This window comes from Pseudomonas sp. GV105, from assembly GCF_003058185.1.
Taxonomy (GTDB): Bacteria; Pseudomonadota; Gammaproteobacteria; order Pseudomonadales; family Pseudomonadaceae; genus Aquipseudomonas; species Aquipseudomonas veronii.
This window is the reverse complement of record NZ_QBUF01000001.1, coordinates 551,258-569,698: the sequence shown is the minus strand read 5'-3', so window position 1 is coordinate 569,698 and position 18,441 is coordinate 551,258. Positions and strand designations below refer to the sequence as shown.

Sequence of the window (18,441 nt, the reverse complement as noted above, 5' to 3'; positions counted from 1 at the left end):
CCGGTCAGGATTACCAGGCAAGCACCTCGTCCTTTGCATGTGAATCAAGTACCCGTGCGGGGTTGGTTCCCTCGAAGAGCTCAAACGATCCATCGGGTTTTATGTCAATACGGTTGGCCGTTGCGATCGTAGTGGACGCCGGGTATTTGTTTGCGATGTTGAACAGCACTTGTTCACCGGCGTCACCTTGTTTCAGAGCGATGCCTAATCCCGGAATGGTCCGGACATAATCGCCGCCCACATAAATCACTTTGCTTGTCTGGTCTAACGATCCCTCCAGTTGTTTCAGCACGCGCTGTTGTTCTGTCGTCGGCACGCCGCCTTGGAAGTGCATTAATGTTCGTTTCTGGTAGACACCCTCTTTCAAGTCGGTAAGCACCGCCAGGGCCGTACAATCACTGATGCCACTGGTGCTGATGATTGCGGTCGGGTCAGTGACGGTGACGTCCTTGTAATCCGACATAGCGATGTGGTGGGTCGGGGCGGGGGGCTTCAGGTGAGTAACCGTCGTCGGGATGGATTCTTCATAAAGCCGTTTGACCGGTCTGTCATGAAGACTCGCGGTGCTTATCCACGACTCGTGATGGTCGCTGATCTTGAATTCAAGTTTTTTGGGGTCATTGCTATAAGTTTTGTATTGGACCGGCAGCTTCTTGTCATTGAATATTTTTTCGAGACCACGCCTCATCATGGCCTCGCTTGAAAACTCGGCCACTCCAACATTCGGGTCGTAAAAAAAGAACTTCTTACCGTCGCCATCCGGCACGGACCCGGCCACCATCGCATGGCCGGGAGAGTCGATCATCACGGTCTTGCCCCCAGGCGCATTGGCCAGTTCCGTAATCATGTCCTGATACGTTACCTGGCGCTGTGGGTTACCGGCGTGAAACATGGTCGGTATACTGATGCTTTTTTGCACATCGTCTAATGTGCGAGCAAATACTCGCGACCCCTCAGCCCGCGGATTGGCGGCGGCAACGTACAGGTTGTCAATAAATACGCGTTCTTTTCCTTGCGCCTTGGCCGATGCGAACGTACGCGAGAGAGCGGCGCACTGCCCATCGGAAAGGTGGTTGACGTGGCTAAGGTAGATGGTCTGAGGTACGGGGGTGAACGTTCCTCCGACGGCATTTACGTGGGTGTTGAAATGCTGTGTGCCGTTGAGCCCGTGCTGGACAGCCAGCCTTTCCTGCTGGCGGACCAAGGTGCCCACCTCTTTTGCTGTTTTGTCCGGGCGTAGCGCCAGCTTCATCACGTCTTCTGATTTCATGCCCTTGGCATAGCCTTTAATCAGTTCCGGCGCGCCGTCCTCATAGCCACTCTTAAACGCAGCGCTGGGCGTCACCCCATCGCCCTGGTAACGGTCCAGTAGCTTTCCCCAGTCTTTTCGAATTTGAATCGACTCCGGCGAGAGCGCGCGTTGCGTGTTTTGCCACGCATGAAGCTCCTGAGTACCGCCTCGTATTGACGGCTGGAAATCGTCCAGTGCTTTGCCAAACGGGCGTCGGGTCGTCGTATCAAAGGCATACCATTTACCGTCCTGAAGAACCGCGGCACCTTGCAAGGTCTCGCCGGACGTCTTGAAGGTACCCATCGCTGCTGCGTCGTATTGTTTGCTCGCGGCGACCAGGTCGTAGCCAGTGTGGGTGCCGCGTAGGTGCCGGATGTCTTGAATCGTGTCGGTGATGACGCGTTTACCGACGCTTGCCACGCCGCGACCGGTAGCGCGCAGTAAATCCGCCGCGCCGTCCAACGGATTAACCAGGCTGATCGCGCTCAACCCCAGGGTCTTTCCTATATGCAAGGCCTTGCTACCGGCAGACAGGGTTTTCGTTGCAACTTTAGCCAGTTTCCCTGCGGTGGAGGCTCCAACGGTCATGATGCCAAACAGGTCGAGTGATAAGTCGATGATCCCTTCGCCGAGGTTGCCCTCCGTAAAATGCTTGATGGCTGACCGTAATGGGATCAGGTTAAGAAGCAACTCATTTAACTTTTTGTAAAAGGGTACCTCGGACTCAACCGTCGTCACCCCTCGAGCCTCGGCCTCCAGCGCGCCCCATACGCTGCTGACCTTGGCCACCGTGGCACCGATGGCCGCGCTCCGGGGGCTGGCGAAACTGTTCAACGGCCCGGCGGTGTCGGTGTTTTCTTGTAGCAGCTGTTGCCGTACCAGCGGGGAACCTTCATCGGGAATGGACAGTGTGACGGGGACCATGTCGGTATACGGCGTGTTGTTATCGCGCGGTTTTCCGTCTTCTATATGAGCCCCAGGCTGATAACCGGGCTGGAAATCGCCGAGGTCCCCGCGTTTGGTGAGCGTGTTCTTCTGGACATTCAGTTCATAGGTATGGGCAATCCCGTCGCGCATCACTTTCAATAGCACAGGGTTGCCGTCGGCAGCCGGGACCCGGACGATACCGCTGAGCTGATGTTCGCCCTTGAACTCCTTGAAGATCGAAAGGCTTCCGTATTCGATATTCTGCCGGTCCTCCAGCGGCAACTGGGCGATCAGGTGCTTGACCTGCGTGGCGACGCTGCTGTCGAGGGCGCGACCAAACTGTTGGAACTCACTGACGAATTCCCTGCTGATATTTTTCAGGTTTTGCGTCTTGCTCAAGACCTCCTCGAGGGTGAAGTTGGGCGTGTTGGCAGCAGAGCGTCCGGGGCCCCTGCGCGGTGGTGTGTAAGGCTCGATCACCCATTGATTGGGGTGTGACGCGTTGTTGTGCCGGGCCGGGTGGTAGGGCACATTGGGCGGGTTGTGCAGCATGTTCTCCATGTACAAGTCCAATATCGAATAGGGCCCGGGTCGATCTTTATCGTAAGTGTCCAGTACGATGCACTTCAGTTCCAGGCGCGCGTCATCGCCCAAAACTTCGCGCAGTTCGGCCAGGGCCATCTCCTTGCGAGACGCCGGCGCGGGTGTGCGCTGTGCTTCGGAAGCTGTTCGCAGTTCGCCGACCTGTTGGTTAAAGGCGTCGGCGATGGTTTGCATATCTGCAGGCGACGTCACACTCGTGACGATGCTGTTGGTCAGGCCCCATTCCTTGAGCGCGTCATGCTGGGCGACATATTCGATCTGACGCTGAGCCTGGGACACTGGAGCGATATCCGCGTACAACATGACCTCGCCGTAACTCATGGTGGATGCCCGGCCCGGCGTCTCAGCCTCTATGCGCGCCACCGCCGTACTGAAGCTGACGTGGGCGGGGGAGCCGTGAGTGACCGTGGCCGGGATATCCTTGACCAGCAACTCTGGCGCCTTGGAGGCCAGTTTCAGGTTGGCCTGGATATTGGCTTTTTCCGGTGACGAAGCCTCTTTCGTGACGTAGTACAAATGGTCGGCCACACGCTGGGCCGTCTCTGATAAAGGTTTGCCTTTAAGCTGCTGGCCGGCCAGGTCAAAGCCTGAAATGTGCTTCTGGGGCAAGGTTGCCTGGGTGAATGCATCGGTGTAATTCAGGTTCAAGGCCGCCATTAACCAATCATTGACGCTGCCTTTGACCGACAGTGTGTTGAACTTGGCCTGGATGGCCGCCCCCAGCGCCTGGCCCTTGGGCGACTGGATGATGCGGTCGAGCAGTTGCCGTGGGTTGCGAAGCTCGTGGGCTTCGACTGCTACACCTTGCATCAACGCTTCCAACACATTGCGGTTGCTCCCCAGGTTCAGGTCACCCACATTGCCGTGCTGCAAGAACGCCAACAGTTGGCGCTGGGTGTCCGTGTCAATCGGCTGCGGCCAGGACAGGGCGCCGCCGTAGTTACCATGGACGGGGCTTCGCGGTGTGGGGGTGAGGAGGAATCGCCTGAGGTTCTCCACTTCCTGTGCGGTGCCGGGTTTTTCAAAGCCGTGGTATTCAAGAAAATCAGCCAGGTTAGCCACGCCTCCTTGCTGCACACCTCGATCCCGTTCGTATGAGGAGTGGGGGTTCAATTCGAAGGTGGTTTCACGCAGATACGCGGGGACCTGCGACAGCTGAAGGCTGCCTGAGGCAAGCACTGTCCCCAGATGCTTCAACAACACAGTCGCTTGGTGCCGGTTGTTGATGTTCCCCAGCAGCGTCTGCTGCTGCTCGAGTGCGTCCTCGCTGCGCGTTTCCTGGAGCCCAGGGAATACAGCGGGGTCAAGTGGGGCAAAGGTTTTATCGCGCTCCAGCTCGGCGGCGCGTTGCTGGAGTTCGGAAGGGGCGATTCGCGTCGGCTCTTTGTAGAACTGCCCAACCAGCCAGGCCGGCGCACGGTTGGCGCTCTCGGACGACGGAAGGGGAAACGGCCTGTTCCTGTCGGAGATGACCCCTCCGGCATCCATTAACGGCCCTCGTACCGCCGACCAGCGCTTGTCCTCGCTCGCACGCAACTGTAAGGGCGCATTGAGCGAAACATCTGGGGTTACACGGTAGGTGACTTGACCACTTTGCGGCAGGATTTTGATCGAGTCGGGCAGGGCTCTGACCGTGAGCCGCCAGTCGAGGAACTCCGGCGACCGAGCGGCATTGCCTAGTAACTTCCACCACTGGCCAAATGTTGAATCCGGCGGAATATCCACCATGATCGCGTTGTCGTGGGCGGGAACGCCGCTGAAGCCCTGCAATGCCTTGCCGTAGTTCTGCGCCAACGCACTGTCGCCCCTGGCCCGGGGGGAATTGCCAGGGGCAGAGAGGTGGGGGCTTTCGCGGTCAGGCTCTACAGCTACCTGCTCGACTGGCTCCAGCGTGTCGCTGGCAATGGAAGAGTGCAGGGGAAAAGCGTGGGCAAGGCTGTTGGAAATCGTCATGGGTGGCGGCTCTATCATCAGGATTGAGGTCCACTGGGTGAAAATTCCAGGTCCCAGTGGTAATCCTTCGTACCCAAGCCCCTTGACCGATTCCATTTTCGAACCGTGGCTTTATTGCACCTTGTTGCCGATTGCCTCCGCTTGGCTGGCGGCTGCGCGGATCATTTCCCTGACTTTCGCCGTCAAGAGATCAAACGTGAACGGCTTGGTAATCAACTGCATCCCAGGGTCCAGAAAACCACCGCGCACCGCCGCGTGTTCGGCATAGCCGGTGATAAATAGGACCTTGAGTTCCGGCCGAATCTGCCGGCCGATTTCCGCCAGTTGCCGGCCGTTCATGCCCGGCAGCCCGACATCGCTGATCATCAGGTCAATGCGCTGGTCGGACTCGATGATCGGCAGTGCGGTGTTGGCATCGCCGGCCTCGACAAAGGCATAGCCCAGTTCCTTGAGCACCGCGCTGACCAGCACCCGTACCGCCGGGTCGTCCTCGACGATCAACACTGTTTCACCGGCATTGGCAAAGGGCAGCCGCGCGGGGTTCGCCGCTTCGGCCACGACCATTTTACCGACGAAACGCGGCAGGAACAGGCTGACGGTAGTGCCTTTTCCGACTTCGCTGTGGATCGTCACATGGCCACCGGATTGCCGTGCAAAGCCGTAAATCATCGACAGGCCGAGGCCGGTGCCCTGGCCGATCGGTTTGGTGGTGAAGAAAGGATCGAAGACGCGCCCCATTAAACTTTCCGGGATACCGCAGCCGCTGTCGCTGACGCTCAATTCAACGTAGTCACCGGGTTGCAATGTGCCGTAGGCGGCGGTGAACACGCTGTCGAGATGGCGGTTGCTGGTTTCCACGGTGAGGTTGCCGCCGTTCGGCATGGCATCGCGTGCGTTGATCACCAGGTTGAGCAGCGCGCTTTCCAACTGGTTGGGGTCGGCTTCGGCGGTCCAGAGCGGGTCGCTGAGGCGCATGTCCAGCGCAATGCTTTCATTGATGCTGCGTTGCAACAGTTCGCCCATGGAGGTCACCAGTTGGTTGATCTCGACGGGTTTTGAATCCAGCGACTGCCGCCGGGAGAACGCGAGCAGGCGGTGGGTAAGGCCGGCGGCCCGGTTGGCGGAGGTGACGCCCAGGTCGATCAGGCTGTCCAGGTCGTCCAGCTTGCCGCGGGAGACGCGCCTGCGCAGTAACTCCAGGCTGCCGATGATGCCGGTGAGCATGTTGTTGAAGTCATGGGCGATGCCGCCGGTCAACTGGCCGACGGCCTCCATCTTCTGCGATTGACGCAGTGCTTCTTCATTGCTGCGCAGCTGCGCCGTGCGTTCTTCTACTTGCTGCTCGAGCGTCTCCAGCGTGCGTTGCAAGCGCAGTTCGCTTTCGCTCAGGTCGATCAGCCGGTCGCGCGCATCGTATTGTCGGCGTCGTCCGCGCAGTGCCGCCGTAACCAGGCTGATCAACGTCACAGGATGGAAAGGCCGCTCGAGGAAGGTGACATTGCCCAATAACCCGCTCAGGTGCGAGGAACCGTTCTGCTCGGCGCCGCCGTGATGGGTCATCAATACGATGGGCAAGTCCGACCACGCAGGCTGTTGGTGCAAATACTCGAGCAGCGGCTCCAGATCGACGCCGCGCAAGGCTTCGGCAGCAATAATCAGCAGGCCGGCTCCTTCTTCCAGTGCGTTGCACAAGGCCGTCAGGCCCGTGGCGATCACGCCGTTGTACCCGGCCTCGTTGAGCATCATCAGCGCCAACGCGCCGTCGCGGCCCATCGGCGCAAGTACGATGGCGCGCTCGGAGACGGGGGATAGGCTCGTCACTGGCCCTCATCCTTGAGCAGAGGAGAGCCGGCGCCCATGTACGTGGGGATACCGCGCAGTACGCCCTGGAAATTATCGAGCGGCTCGCCGACAGTCATGCCCTGGCTGCTGATGCGGTACTCGCGAATGGTCGATTCATGGGCACCGGTGCGTTTCTTGATGATTGAAATGGCGCGGCGCACCTTGCCCAGCGCTTCGAAATAGCGCAGCAGAATGACCGTGTCGGCGAGGTAGGTAATGTCGACGGGCGCCTGCATGTCACCGACCAGGCCGTGCTGGGCGACGGTCATGAACGTGGCGGCGCCGCGGCGGTTGAGATACAGCAGCAGTTCGTGCATGTGCAGGATCAGCGCATTTTCTTCCGGCATGGCGGCCTGATAGCCGTTGATGCTGTCGATCACCACAGTCTTGATCCCGCGCTCATCCACGCAGCGCCGCACGCGGTGCGAGAACTCGCCGGGGGTCAACTCGGCCGCGTCGACTTGTTCGATCAGCAGGTTGCCGGTGGCTTGCAGCGCGGCGAGGTCGATGCCCATGTTTTTCATGCGCTCGAAGAGCAGGCCCAGTTCCTCATCGAAGATGAACAGCGCGGCTTTTTCGCCCCGCGCCACGGCGGCGGCGGCAAACACCATCGAGATCAGCGACTTGCCGGTGCCGGCGGGGCCGAGGATCAGGCTGCTGGAGCCGGTCTCGACTCCGCCGCCCATCAAGGCATCCAGTTCGCGAATGCCGCTGCTCAGGGTCTCGCGCACATAGCCGCCGCGATGCTCGGCCGCCACCAGCCGCGGGAACACATGCACGCCATCGCCCATGATGGTGAAATCGTGGAAGCCGCCGCGGTACTTTTGGCCGCGGTACTTCACGACCCGCACGCGACGGCGTTCGGCGCCGTAATTGGGCGTCAGTTCTTCCAGGCGAATCACCCCGTGGGCGACGCTGTGTACGGTTTTGTCGAGGGATTCGGTGGTCAGGTCGTCGAGCAGCAACACCGTGGCGTCGTAGCGCACGAAATAGTGCTTGATCGCCAGGATCTGTCGTCGATAACGCAGGGAACTTTGCGCCAGCAGGCGGATTTCGGAGAGGCTGTCGACCACCACGCGGGTCGGCTTGACCCGTTCCACCACTTCAAAGATCTGCCGCGTGGCCTCGCCCAGTTCCAGGTCGGAAGAGTACAACAGGCTTTGCTGCTGTTCGGCATTGAGCAGGCTTTCCGGCGGGGTCAGCTCGAAAATATGGATATTGTCATCCAGATCCCAGCCGTGGGATTTTGCGCCCTGGCGCAATTCACGTTCGGTTTCGGACAAGGTGATATAGAGCGAGCGTTCACCATTTTCTGCCCCTGCCTTCAGGAAGTGCAGGGCGACGGTGGTTTTGCCGGTCCCTGGTTCGCCTTCGAGCAGAAACAGATGGCTGCGGGACAAACCGCCGCAAAGAATGTCATCAAGACCTTCGATACCGGTGGCCGCCTTTTCGGATAACAGCGCGTTGGACATAGACAAGAAGTGCCCTCAGGTCACATACGAGTAAGGGGTGCGCGTTCGTTCGAGCGCGCTATACCTTCTTGACCCTGGCGTATGAGCGGGGTTCCACCTTTTCGTCTTTTGCGCGCAATGTCAGCGCCTGGGCGGCGATGCGGCGCGCCTACAGGCCCTGTTGCAGCGCCGGATCATCCGGGTTTTGTTGCTCCAACTGCGCCAGCAGCACCTGAACGTTCTGCAATTGACCGCTTTCTTTCCAGTAGCTGACCAGCAGCACTCGCGCCTTGCGATTGGCCGGGTGGCGCTGGATGATTTCTTCCAACTGGCGCTGGGCGGCTTCGAGTTCTTCCTGAGCGTGCAGGGTGGTGGCCAGGTCGTAACGGTAATCCTGATTGCTCGGTTCCAGTTCCACTGCCTTGGACAGGCCGAGCAAGGCGTAAGCACGCTCGCCATGGTGCAGCAACCACATGCCCAGGGCGTGTTGCAGGTACGCGGATTCGGGGTGCGCCGCGAGCTGGCGGGCGAGCAGTTGGCGGGACTCGTCGGTCTTGCCCTGTTTATCCAGCAGTTCGATTTGCGCAACCACGGCTTGCAGGTTGTCCGGCTGCAGGCGCATCGCTTGCTCCAGGGCGTTCTGCGCCTCCGGCAGCAGCGCGCTGTGGATGTACAGGCGCGCCAGTTGGAGCCAACCTTCGGCGGTTTCAGGTTGCGCCTTGAGCTTCTTCACGAACTCATCGAGTACCTGCTGCAAGGGCCCGAAATACAGGCCGAGGGTGTCGGGCGAGAGGCCGAGCAATGCGTTGGCGGCGGCAAAGCGCACGTCTTGTTGCGGATCGTCGAGCAATGGCCCGAGCAGCAGCGTGCGCTGGCCCGTGGGCACCAGGCCGACGATGCTGTGAATCGCCGCTTCACGCACCTGCGGCGAGTCATCGGCCAGGTCCTTGTCGGCGAGCTTCAGTGCCTGGGGGCTGGGGTAATTGGGCAGCTCGGCGTGCAAGGCCACACGACGCTCGTCGGACAAGTCCGGCCGGGCCAGTTGCTGGTACAGCACGCGGGCGGCGCCCGGTTCGCCGTTGCGCGCCTGTTTCAAGGCTTTCGCGTAGCCATGGGCAATGGCGGGCGGCACGGCCACCGGGGTGGAACGGGAGAAATACCAGGTGATCAGCACAATCAACAACAGGGCGCACAGGCCGATGATGGAGTAACGGCGTGACTTTGACATGCAGGCGTCCGAGAGCTTAGGCAGCTAGGGCAAAGCTCTCAGCTTCGGTCAGACCACGGCGAGTGTCAAACCTGTATCAGGTCAGCACGTATTCCACCGGCTCCAGGGCAGGCGGCAAGGCCGTTTCGCCGAGGGCCGCCAGGATCTCGCGCTCCAGGGTCCGCACGATCGCGTTGCAGGGCAGGTCGTTCTCATCGAAGCCGAAGGGGTCCTCCAGGTCGTCGCCGATTTCGTCGAGGCCAAAGAAGGTGTAGCTGACGATTGCGGTGAACACCGGTGTCAGCCAGCCCAGCGGTTCGGCCATGGCAAACGGCAACAGAATGCAGAACAGGTAAATGGTGCGGTGCAGCAGCAGGGTGTAGGGGAAGGGCAGCGGTGTGCTTTTGATCCGCTCGCACGCTGCCTGCACCTGGGTCAGGCTGACCAGTCGGGTTTCCAGCTGGGTGTAGCGCCATTCACTGATCACGCCCCGTTCGGCCAGCCCGGAAAACCGCGCGCCGAGCTGTTGCAGGACCTGGTCCGGGAGGTTGGGGTGGCCTGATTCGACGTCGATCCAGGGCTTCACCGCTCGCGCCTCATCTTCCAGGCGCAGGCGCGCGATCAATCCATGGGCAAAGCCGCACAGGCCGCGCAGCAGGCCGGCCCGCTCCAGCGGGTCGCTGAATACCTGGGTTTCACGGATCAGTGAGCGCACTTCGATGGTCATCTGCCCGAGTTGCTTGCGGCCTTCCCACCAGCGGTCGTAGCAAGCGTTGTTGCGAAAACTCATGAAGATCGACAGCGACAGCCCGAGCAAGGTGAACGGCGTGGCATTGACCTTGGAGAAATACGCCGGGTGCAGGGTTTCCACCAGCACGATGACCGAGGCCAGCAACGTGACCAGCAGGCTGCGCAGGGCGATGCGCTTGGCGATCGAGCCCTTGAGCGAAAACAGAATGCCCAGCAGGTTGGGTTTGGGGCGAACGATCATCGGGAGGGGCTTCTTCGGTGGCGCAGGCCATCAGGTTAGAAGCTGGCGGCCGGCGCGTCCAATCGCTTGGGCCGACCGCTTGATCGGCGGGGTCTATGATCAAGCGGCATTGGCCAAACCAGTCAGGCATGTTGGTGGCTTTGACCATTGCTGCTGCAGCGCTCTAGAGCGACTATTTCCGCGGCTCTCGTCCGAAAAAACGTCCTGAAAATAAAAATACTGAAGGATTTGAAGCGATGCGTGACTATTTGGCTGCCACTACCGAGTTTGATTACCAACACACCGTCGACAGCGCCTTGGCCGGTAACCTGCAAGGCCTCAATGCCTGCGTGGAATGCTGCGACCGACATGCGTTACCAGGGCGCATTGCGCTGTTCTGGGAAGGCAAGGATGGGCGCAGTGCCACATCCACCTTCAGCGACTTGCAAGACCAGGCTGCACGCTTCGCCAATTTCCTGTTGGCCCAGGGCGTCAAACGCGGCGACAAGGTGGCCGGCCTGTTGCCACGCACCGCCGAATTACTGGTGGTGGTCCTTGCGACCTGGCGCATCGGCGCCGTCTATCAACCGTTGTTCACCGCCTTCGGCCCCAAGGCCATTGAGCATCGCCTGAACAGTTCCGGCGCGGCCGTGGTGGTCACCGATGCGGTGAACCGGCCCAAGCTCGCGCAAGTGGAAGGCTGCCCGACGATCGTCACGGTCACTGGCGCCAAGGGCGAAGGCCTGGTACGCGGTGATTTCAGCTTCTGGGCCGAGCTGGCCACCTGTTCCAACCACTGCGAGCCGGTGCTGCTGGGCGCTGACGACCCGTTCCTGCTGATGTTCACCTCGGGCACCACCGGCCCGTCGAAAGCGCTGTCGGTGCCGCTCAAGGCCATTGTTGCGTTCCAGAGCTACACCCGCGACGCGGTGGACCTGCGCCCCGAAGACGCATTCTGGAACGTTGCCGACCCGGGCTGGGCCTATGGCATCTATTTCGGTGTGACCGGACCGTTGTCCATGGGCCACCCGATTACTTTCTACGATGGCCCGTTCACCCTCGAAAGCACCTGCCGGGTGATCAATAAATACGGGATCACCAACCTGACCGGCTCGCCGACCGCGTATCGCCTGTTGATTGCCGGCGGCGAGCAATTCGCCCGCTCGATCAAGGGCAAGCTGCGTATTGTCAGCAGCGCCGGCGAGCCGCTGAACCCGGAAGTGATCCGCTGGTTTGCCGACAACCTGGGGGTGACCATCCATGACCACTACGGCCAGACCGAGTTGGGTATGGTGCTGTGCAATCACCACGGCCTGGAACACCCGGTGCATGTCGGTTCGGCGGGTTTTGCCTCGCCAGGGCATCGCATCGTGGTGCTGGACGACGATCACCAGGAATTGCCCGCCGGCCAGCCAGGGATTCTCGCCGTCGACCGCGAGCAATCGCCGATGTGTTGGTTCGCCGGCTATGACGGCGTGCGGACCAAGGCGTTTGTCGGCAAGTACTACCTCAGCGGCGACACCGTCGAACTGAACCCTGACGGCAGCATCAGCTTCGTCGGGCGCAGTGACGATGTGATCACCACTTCCGGCTACCGCGTCGGCCCGTTCGATGTGGAAAGCGCGCTGGTCGAACACCCGGCGGTGGTGGAAGCGGCGGTCGTCGGCAAGCCCGACGCGGAACGCACCGAACTGGTGAAAGCCTTCGTGGTGATCAACGAGCAGTTCCGCGCCACCCCCGAGCTGGCCGAGGAATTGCGCCTGCATGTACGCCAGCGCCTGGCCGCGCATGCCTACCCGCGGGAAATCGAATTTGTCAGCGACTTGCCCAAGACCCCGAGCGGCAAGCTGCAGCGCTTCATTTTGCGTAATCAGGAAATCGCCAAGGCGCAAGCCGTGTTGGCCTGATCCACTTTTCAAGGAAACAACGATGCAGATTGCAAACAAGGTTTTTCTGGTCAGCGGCGGCGCGTCGGGCCTCGGCGCAGCCACCGCTGACATGCTGGTCGCCGCCGGCGCCAAGGTGATGCTGGTGGACCTGAACGCCGATGCCGTCGCGGCCAAGGCCAAACAACTGGGCGACAACGCCCGCAGCGCGGTGGCGGACATCAGCCAGGAAGCCGCTGCCGAAGCCGCCGTGCAGGCCACCGTTGCGGCCTTTGGGGGCTTGCACGGGCTGGTGAACTGCGCCGGTGTGGTACGTGGCGAGAAGATCCTCGGCAAGAACGGCCCCCATGGCCTGGCCAGCTTTGCCCAGGTGATCAACGTCAACCTGATCGGCAGCTTCAACCTGCTGCGCCTGGCCGCTGCGGCCATCGCAGAAACCCAGGCAGACGCCGACGGTGAGCGCGGCGTGATCATCAATACCGCGTCGGTAGCGGCGTTTGACGGGCAGATCGGCCAGGCGGCGTATGCTGCGTCCAAAGGTGCGATCGCCAGCCTGACCCTGCCCGCCGCACGCGAATTGGCGCGCTTCGGCATTCGGGTGATGACCATCGCCCCCGGCATTTTCGAAACCCCGATGATGGCTGGCATGACCCCGGAAGTCCGCGATTCCCTGGCCGCTGGCGTGCCGTTCCCGCCACGCCTGGGCAAACCGAGCGAATACGCCGCGTTGGTTCGGCACATTATTGAAAACAGCATGCTCAATGGCGAGGTGATCCGTCTCGACGGCGCCTTGCGCATGGCAGCCAAGTAAGAGAGGAAGCGTCATGAGTGACCCCATCGTAATTGTCAGCGCCGCACGCACCCCCATGGGAGGGTTCCAGGGCGATCTCAAAGGCCTGACCGCGCCGCAGCTGGGCTCCGCGGCGATTCGCGCCGCCGTCGAGCGTGCCGGCATCGCCAGCGATGCCGTGGATGAGGTGCTGTTCGGCTGTGTACTGCCGGCCGGCCTCGGCCAGGCCCCGGCACGCCAGGCCGCGCTTGGCGCCGGGCTGGACAAGGCCACCCGCTGCACCACCCTCAACAAAATGTGCGGCTCGGGCATGGAGGCGACGATGCTTGCCCATGACTCGCTGCTGGCCGGCAGCGTTGATGTGGTGATTGCCGGCGGCATGGAAAGCATGTCCAACGCGCCGTACCTGCTGGACCGCGCACGCAGTGGCTATCGCATGGGCCACGGCCGCGTGCTCGACCATATGTTCCTCGACGGCCTGGAAGACGCTTACGACAAAGGCCGCCTGATGGGCACCTTTGCCGAGGACTGCGCACAACATAACGGCTTTACCCGCGAGGCCCAGGATGCGTTTGCCATTGCATCCCTGAGCCGCGCACAAGCGGCGATCAGCAATGGCAGCTTCGCGGCCGAGATCGTCCCGGTGCAGGTCACAGTGGGCAAGGAGCAAAAAACCATCCTGCATGATGAGCAACCGCCCAAAGCCAAGCCGGAAAAGATCGCCAGTCTGAAACCGGCGTTCCGTGAAGGGGGCACAGTGACTGCGGCCAACTCCAGTTCGATTTCCGACGGTGCGGCGGCCTTGCTCCTGATGCGGCAGTCCGAGGCGCACAAGCGCGGGCTGCAACCCTTGGCGGTTATCCGTGGGCATGCGGCGTTTGCCGATGAGCCGGGCCTGTTTCCGGAGGCGCCGGTGGGGGCGATCCGCAAGTTGATGAGCAAGACCGGCTGGAACCTGGGCGACGTGGACCTGTTCGAAATCAACGAAGCCTTTGCCGTGGTCAGCCTGATCACCATGAGCAAGCTGGAGATCCCCCACGACAAGGTCAACATTCATGGCGGCGCCTGTGCCCTGGGCCACCCGATCGGCGCCTCAGGCGCGCGGATTCTGGTGACGCTGCTGTCGGCCCTGCGCCAGAAAGGCCTCAAGCGTGGCGTCGCCGCCATCTGCATCGGCGGCGGTGAAGCCACGGCCATGGCGGTCGAATGCCTGTATTAAGGATTGAACATGCTGCCCAATGACGAACAACTGCAAATCAGCGACGCGGCCCGACAATTCGCCCAGGAACGCCTGAAACCGTTCGCGGCCGAGTGGGACCGCGAGCACCGCTTTCCCAAGGAGGCCATCGGCGAAATGGCCGAACTGGGCTTCTTCGGCATGCTGGTGCCGGAACAGTGGGGCGGTTGCGACACCGGCTACCTGGCCTACGCCATGGCCCTGGAAGAAATCGCCGCCGGTGACGGGGCCTGCTCGACCATCATGAGCGTACACAACTCGGTGGGCTGCGTGCCGATCCTCACGTTCGGCAACGATCAGCAGAAAGAGCAGTTCCTCAAGCCCCTGGCCAGCGGCGCGATGCTCGGCGCCTTCGCGTTGACCGAGCCGCAGGCCGGTTCCGATGCCAGCAGCCTGAAAACCCGTGCGCGCCGCGAAGGCGACCACTATGTGTTGAACGGCTGCAAACAATTCATCACCTCCGGGCAAAACGCCGGCATCGTGATTGTGTTTGCCGTCACCGACCCGGCGGCGGGCAAGCGCGGCATCAGCGCGTTTATCGTGCCGACGGATTCGCCGGGCTACACGGTGGCGCGGGTCGAGGACAAGCTGGGCCAGCATGCGTCGGACACTTGCCAGATCCTGTTCGAAGACGTCAAGGTGCCGCTCGCCAATCGTCTGGGGGAGGAGGGCGAAGGCTACCGCATCGCCCTGGCCAACCTCGAAGGCGGGCGTGTCGGCATTGCCTCGCAATCGGTGGGCATGGCCCGCGCCGCCTTTGAAGCGGCGCGCGACTATGCCCGCGAGCGCGAAAGTTTTGGCAAACCCTTGATCGAACACCAGGCCGTGGCCTTCCGCCTGGCGGACATGGCCACGCAAATCGCCGTCGCGCGGCAAATGGTGCATTACGCCGCCGCCCTGCGCGACAGCGGCAAACCGGCGCTGGTCGAGGCGTCCATGGCCAAGCTGTTCGCCTCGGAAATGGCCGAGAAAGTCTGCTCTGCCGCCTTGCAAACCTTGGGCGGTTACGGTTACCTGAGCGACTTCCCCTTGGAGCGGATCTACCGCGATGTGCGGGTCTGCCAGATTTACGAAGGCACCAGCGATATTCAGCGCATGGTCATCTCACGCAATCTTTAAGGAGCCACTATATGAGTTACGAAACTATTTTGCTCGACGTGCAGGGCCGTGTCGGGTTGATCACCCTCAACCGCCCGCAAGCCCTGAACGCGTTGAACGCACAACTGATCAACGAGTTGAATCAGGCGCTGGACACCCTGGAACGCAACCCTGAAATCGGCTGCATCGTGCTGACCGGCTCGAAAAAAGCCTTCGCCGCCGGCGCCGACATCAAGGAAATGGCCGAGCTGACCTACCCGCGGATCTATATCGACGACCTGTTCAGCGAAGCCGATCGCGTGGCCAACCGTCGCAAGCCGATCATCGCGGCCGTCAACGGCTTCGCCCTGGGCGGCGGCTGTGAGCTGGCGCTGATGTGCGACTTCATTCTGGCGGGCGACGGCGCCAAGTTCGGCCAGCCGGAAATCAACCTTGGCGTGCTGCCGGGCATGGGCGGCACCCAGCGCCTGACCCGCGCCGTGGGCAAGGCCAAAGCCATGGAAATGTGCCTGACCGGGCGCTTTATCGATGCGGTGGAAGCCGAGCGTTGTGGGGTCGTGGCGCGTATTGTCCCGGCCGATGAACTGCTCGAAGAGGCGCTGAAAGTCGCCACGCTGATTGCCGGCAAGTCGGTGCCGATCAGCATGATGGTCAAGGAAAGCGTGAACCGGGCGTTTGAAGTGAGCCTGTCGGAAGGCGTGCGCTTTGAGCGTCGAGTATTCCATGCGGCGTTTGCGACGCAGGATCAGAAGGAAGGCATGGCGGCATTCGTGGCCAAGCGCGCGCCTGAATTCAAAGATCAGTAAGCAGCTTATAAACGCCACACCCCCCCTGTGGGACGCTCCCACAGGGGGGGTGTGGCGTGTCAGTCAGAGCTGGTAGTTCTTCAGCTCCCGTGCAATCACCATCCGCTGAATTTCGCTGGTGCCCTCGTAGATCTGCGTGATCCGCGCATCGCGGTAGTAGCGCTCCACCGGATAATCCTCCAGATACCCATACCCGCCATGAATCTGCATGGCCGAGGAGCAGACCTTTTCGGCCATTTCCGAGGCGAACAGCTTGGCCTGGGACGCTTCCGAAAGGCACGGCTTGCCCGCACTGCGCAGGCGTGCGGCGTGCAGGATCAGTAAACGTGCGGCATTGAGCCGGGTTTGCATGTCGGCCAGCAGGTTGGCCACGCTCTGGTGCTCGATGATGGCCTTGTCGAACTGCACGCGGTCACGGGCATACGCCAGCGCCGCTTCAAACGCAGCACGGGCGATGCCCAGGGCTTGAGCGGCAATGCCGATGCGCCCGCCTTCCAGGTTGGACAGCGCAATCGCCAGGCCTTTGCCGCGCTCACCCAGCAGGTTGGCCTCAGGCACGCTGCATTGGTTGAGGGTGACGGCACAGGTGTCCGAGGCGCGGATGCCCATTTTGTGTTCGGTACGGTCGACCACGAACCCCGGCGTGTCGGTCGGCACCAGGAAGGCAGAAATGCCGCGCTTGCCCAGTTCCGGATCGGTCACCGCAAACACAATCGCCAACTTGGCGCGCTTGCCGTTGCTGACAAACTGCTTGGCGCCATTGATCACCCACTGGCCGTCGCGCAGTTCGGCACGGGTACGCAGGTTGTGGGCTTCGGAGCCGGCCTGCGGTTCGGTCAGGCAGAAGCAGCCGATGGCCTGGCCGCTGGCGAGGTCGGCCAGCCAGGTTTGTTTCTGTTCAGGTGTGCCGTAGTTGAGGATTGGCCCGCAACCCACTGAATTATGGATACTCATCAGGGCGCCTGTGGCACCGTCGCCGGCGGAAATCTCTTCCACGGCCAAGGCATATGCCACGTAATCGACATAGGTGCCGCCCCATTCTTCCGGCACCACCATGCCCAGCAGGCCCAGTTCGCCCATCTTCGCCACCAGGGCATCATCGATCCAGCCGGCTTTTTCCCAGGCCTGGGCGTGAGGGGCGATTTCGCCACGGGCAAAGTCGCGCGCCATGTCGCGAATCATGATCTGTTCTTCAGTATATTCAATATCTTGCATGGCTTATCTCGCAACCTGCGTGAAGTTGTGGAAGAAGCTTTCCACGTGGCTCGGGTCCAGTCCATGGAGCGTCGACGGGTTCCAGCGCGGGCTCTTGTCCTTGTCGATGATCAGGGCGCGGACGCCTTCAATCAGGTCGCCACGCTCGAACCACTGGCGATCCAGATGCAGTTCCAGGGCGAAACACTGCTCCAGCCGCAAACGGCGCCCGCGCCGCAGCATTTCCAGGGTCACGGCCATGGCCAGCGGCGAACGGGTTTGCATCAGGTTGGCCGTGGTCAGCGCCCATTCATGGCTGTTGGCGACGGTCACTTGCTGCAGTTGTTCGACAATGCTCGGCACGTCCGGCAAGGCAAAGAAATGATCGATGGCGGGGCGCAAGGCGGCAAGCGGGGCGTCCGGCAGTTGTTGCACGGCCAGCTTGGCCAACACGCCTTGCAGGTCCTTGAGAGGGGAGTCTTGCCATTGCAGTTGATCGAGTTTCTGGTCGAGGTCGGCCAGCTTGGTGCTGTCCAGGTACCAGTCCGCCAGCCCGCAGTACAACGCATCGGCCGCGCGAATCTGCACGCCGGTAACGCCCAGATAAATGCCCAGTTCGCCAGGAATGCGCGGCAGGAAGTAGCTGCCGCCGACGTCGGGGAAGTAACCGATCGCCACTTCCGGCATCGCCAGGCGGCTGCGTTCGGTGACCACGCGCAGATCCGCGCCTTGCACCAGGCCCATGCCGCCGCCGAGGACAAAACCGTCCATCAGGGCCAGTATCGGTTTGCGGTAATGGTGGATGGACAGGTCGAGGGCGTATTCCTCGACGAAGAAATCCTGGTGCAGGCTGTCGCCGTTCTTGAAGCTGTCGTAAAGCGAGCGAATATCGCCGCCGGCGCAGAAGGCTTTTTCACCGGCACCGCGTAGGACCACGGCGTACACCTGGGGATCGTCTGCCCAGGCCTGTAACTGTTCGGTCAGGCTGCGAACCATGTTCAGGGTGATGGCGTTCAAGCCGGCGGGGCGATTGAGGGTAAGGTGGCCAATATGGTTGCGAACGTCGGCCAGAACCTCTTGCTGAAGCCTGTCGGCGTGGCTTGCCTCGGATGAAACCTGAGCAGTCATCTGTAACTCCCTGCTTTTATTGTTCTTTATCAATATGTTCGGGGACGAACGCTCCCGC

The 18,441-nt window shown here is 61.5% G+C and carries 12 protein-coding genes; 5 read left to right on the top strand and 7 right to left on the bottom strand.

The window, feature by feature from the left end:
• Positions 1-10: 10 nt before the first annotated feature.
• The 5 genes from C8K66_RS02390 to C8K66_RS02370 form a co-directional block, all read right to left on the bottom strand.
• Entirely contained in the window at positions 11-4,774 is a 4,764-nt protein-coding gene (locus C8K66_RS02390; protein ID WP_108524173.1) for a hypothetical protein, read from the bottom strand.
• A gap of 111 nt (positions 4,775-4,885) precedes the next feature.
• A complete protein-coding gene (locus C8K66_RS02385; protein ID WP_108524172.1) occupies positions 4,886-6,595 on the bottom strand; it encodes an ATP-binding protein in 1,710 nt (569 codons plus the stop codon).
• Entirely contained in the window at positions 6,592-8,094 is a 1,503-nt protein-coding gene (locus tag C8K66_RS02380) for an ATPase domain-containing protein (protein WP_046383506.1), read from the bottom strand. The genes C8K66_RS02385 and C8K66_RS02380 overlap by 4 nt, the downstream gene beginning before the upstream one ends.
• Before the next feature lie 142 nt (positions 8,095-8,236).
• Positions 8,237-9,295, bottom strand: a complete 1,059-nt coding sequence (locus tag C8K66_RS02375; RefSeq protein ID WP_017846266.1) for a lipopolysaccharide assembly protein LapB — start codon at positions 9,293-9,295, stop codon at positions 8,237-8,239.
• Between the two features lie 76 nt (positions 9,296-9,371).
• A complete protein-coding gene (locus C8K66_RS02370) occupies positions 9,372-10,265 on the bottom strand; it encodes a bestrophin family protein (protein ID WP_108524171.1) in 894 nt (297 codons plus the stop codon).
• Between the two features lie 236 nt (positions 10,266-10,501).
• Here C8K66_RS02370 and C8K66_RS02365 point away from each other — a divergent pair, with 236 nt between their 5' ends.
• Genes C8K66_RS02365 through C8K66_RS02345 form a run of 5 tightly spaced genes read left to right on the top strand, consistent with a single transcriptional unit; the run spans position 10,502 to position 16,061 of the window.
• The gene (locus C8K66_RS02365) at positions 10,502-12,151 is read left to right on the top strand and encodes an AMP-binding protein (RefSeq protein ID WP_108524170.1); all 1,650 of its coding nucleotides are present in this window, start codon (positions 10,502-10,504) and stop codon (positions 12,149-12,151) included.
• 22 nt (positions 12,152-12,173) lie between these two features.
• On the top strand, positions 12,174-12,941 hold the full coding sequence (locus C8K66_RS02360; protein WP_017846263.1) for an SDR family NAD(P)-dependent oxidoreductase: 768 nt from the start codon (positions 12,174-12,176) through the stop codon (positions 12,939-12,941).
• 13 nt (positions 12,942-12,954) lie between these two features.
• Positions 12,955-14,139 (top strand): acetyl-CoA C-acyltransferase, encoded by a 1,185-nt coding sequence (locus tag C8K66_RS02355; protein ID WP_017846262.1) that lies wholly within the window; start codon positions 12,955-12,957, stop codon positions 14,137-14,139.
• Between the two features lie 9 nt (positions 14,140-14,148).
• A complete protein-coding gene (locus tag C8K66_RS02350) occupies positions 14,149-15,276 on the top strand; it encodes an acyl-CoA dehydrogenase (protein WP_017846261.1) in 1,128 nt (375 codons plus the stop codon).
• A gap of 11 nt (positions 15,277-15,287) precedes the next feature.
• A complete protein-coding gene (locus C8K66_RS02345; protein ID WP_017846260.1) occupies positions 15,288-16,061 on the top strand; it encodes an enoyl-CoA hydratase in 774 nt (257 codons plus the stop codon).
• A gap of 63 nt (positions 16,062-16,124) precedes the next feature.
• Here C8K66_RS02345 and C8K66_RS02340 read toward each other — a convergent pair whose 3' ends face one another.
• The gene (locus tag C8K66_RS02340) at positions 16,125-17,276 is read right to left on the bottom strand and encodes an acyl-CoA dehydrogenase family protein (RefSeq protein WP_057004145.1); all 1,152 of its coding nucleotides are present in this window, start codon (positions 17,274-17,276) and stop codon (positions 16,125-16,127) included.
• 3 nt (positions 17,277-17,279) lie between these two features.
• Positions 17,280-18,383: an enoyl-CoA hydratase/isomerase family protein gene (locus C8K66_RS02335; RefSeq protein ID WP_046383501.1), complete on the bottom strand. Its 1,104-nt coding sequence runs from the start codon at positions 18,381-18,383 to the stop codon at positions 17,280-17,282.
• Positions 18,384-18,441 lie beyond the last annotated feature (58 nt).

Coding starts and splice junctions, on each gene's coding strand:
- C8K66_RS02340 (WP_057004145.1), bottom strand. CDS start 17,276: ATGCAAGATATTGAATATACTGAAGAACAGATCATGATTCGCGACATG.
- C8K66_RS02350 (WP_017846261.1), top strand. CDS start 14,149: ATGCTGCCCAATGACGAACAACTGCAAATCAGCGACGCGGCCCGACAA.
- C8K66_RS02365 (WP_108524170.1), top strand. CDS start 10,502: ATGCGTGACTATTTGGCTGCCACTACCGAGTTTGATTACCAACACACC.
- C8K66_RS02370 (WP_108524171.1), bottom strand. CDS start 10,265: ATGATCGTTCGCCCCAAACCCAACCTGCTGGGCATTCTGTTTTCGCTC.
- C8K66_RS02375 (WP_017846266.1), bottom strand. CDS start 9,295: ATGTCAAAGTCACGCCGTTACTCCATCATCGGCCTGTGCGCCCTGTTG.
- C8K66_RS02360 (WP_017846263.1), top strand. CDS start 12,174: ATGCAGATTGCAAACAAGGTTTTTCTGGTCAGCGGCGGCGCGTCGGGC.
- C8K66_RS02335 (WP_046383501.1), bottom strand. CDS start 18,383: ATGACTGCTCAGGTTTCATCCGAGGCAAGCCACGCCGACAGGCTTCAG.
- C8K66_RS02355 (WP_017846262.1), top strand. CDS start 12,955: ATGAGTGACCCCATCGTAATTGTCAGCGCCGCACGCACCCCCATGGGA.
- C8K66_RS02390 (WP_108524173.1), bottom strand. CDS start 4,774: ATGACGATTTCCAACAGCCTTGCCCACGCTTTTCCCCTGCACTCTTCC.
- C8K66_RS02345 (WP_017846260.1), top strand. CDS start 15,288: ATGAGTTACGAAACTATTTTGCTCGACGTGCAGGGCCGTGTCGGGTTG.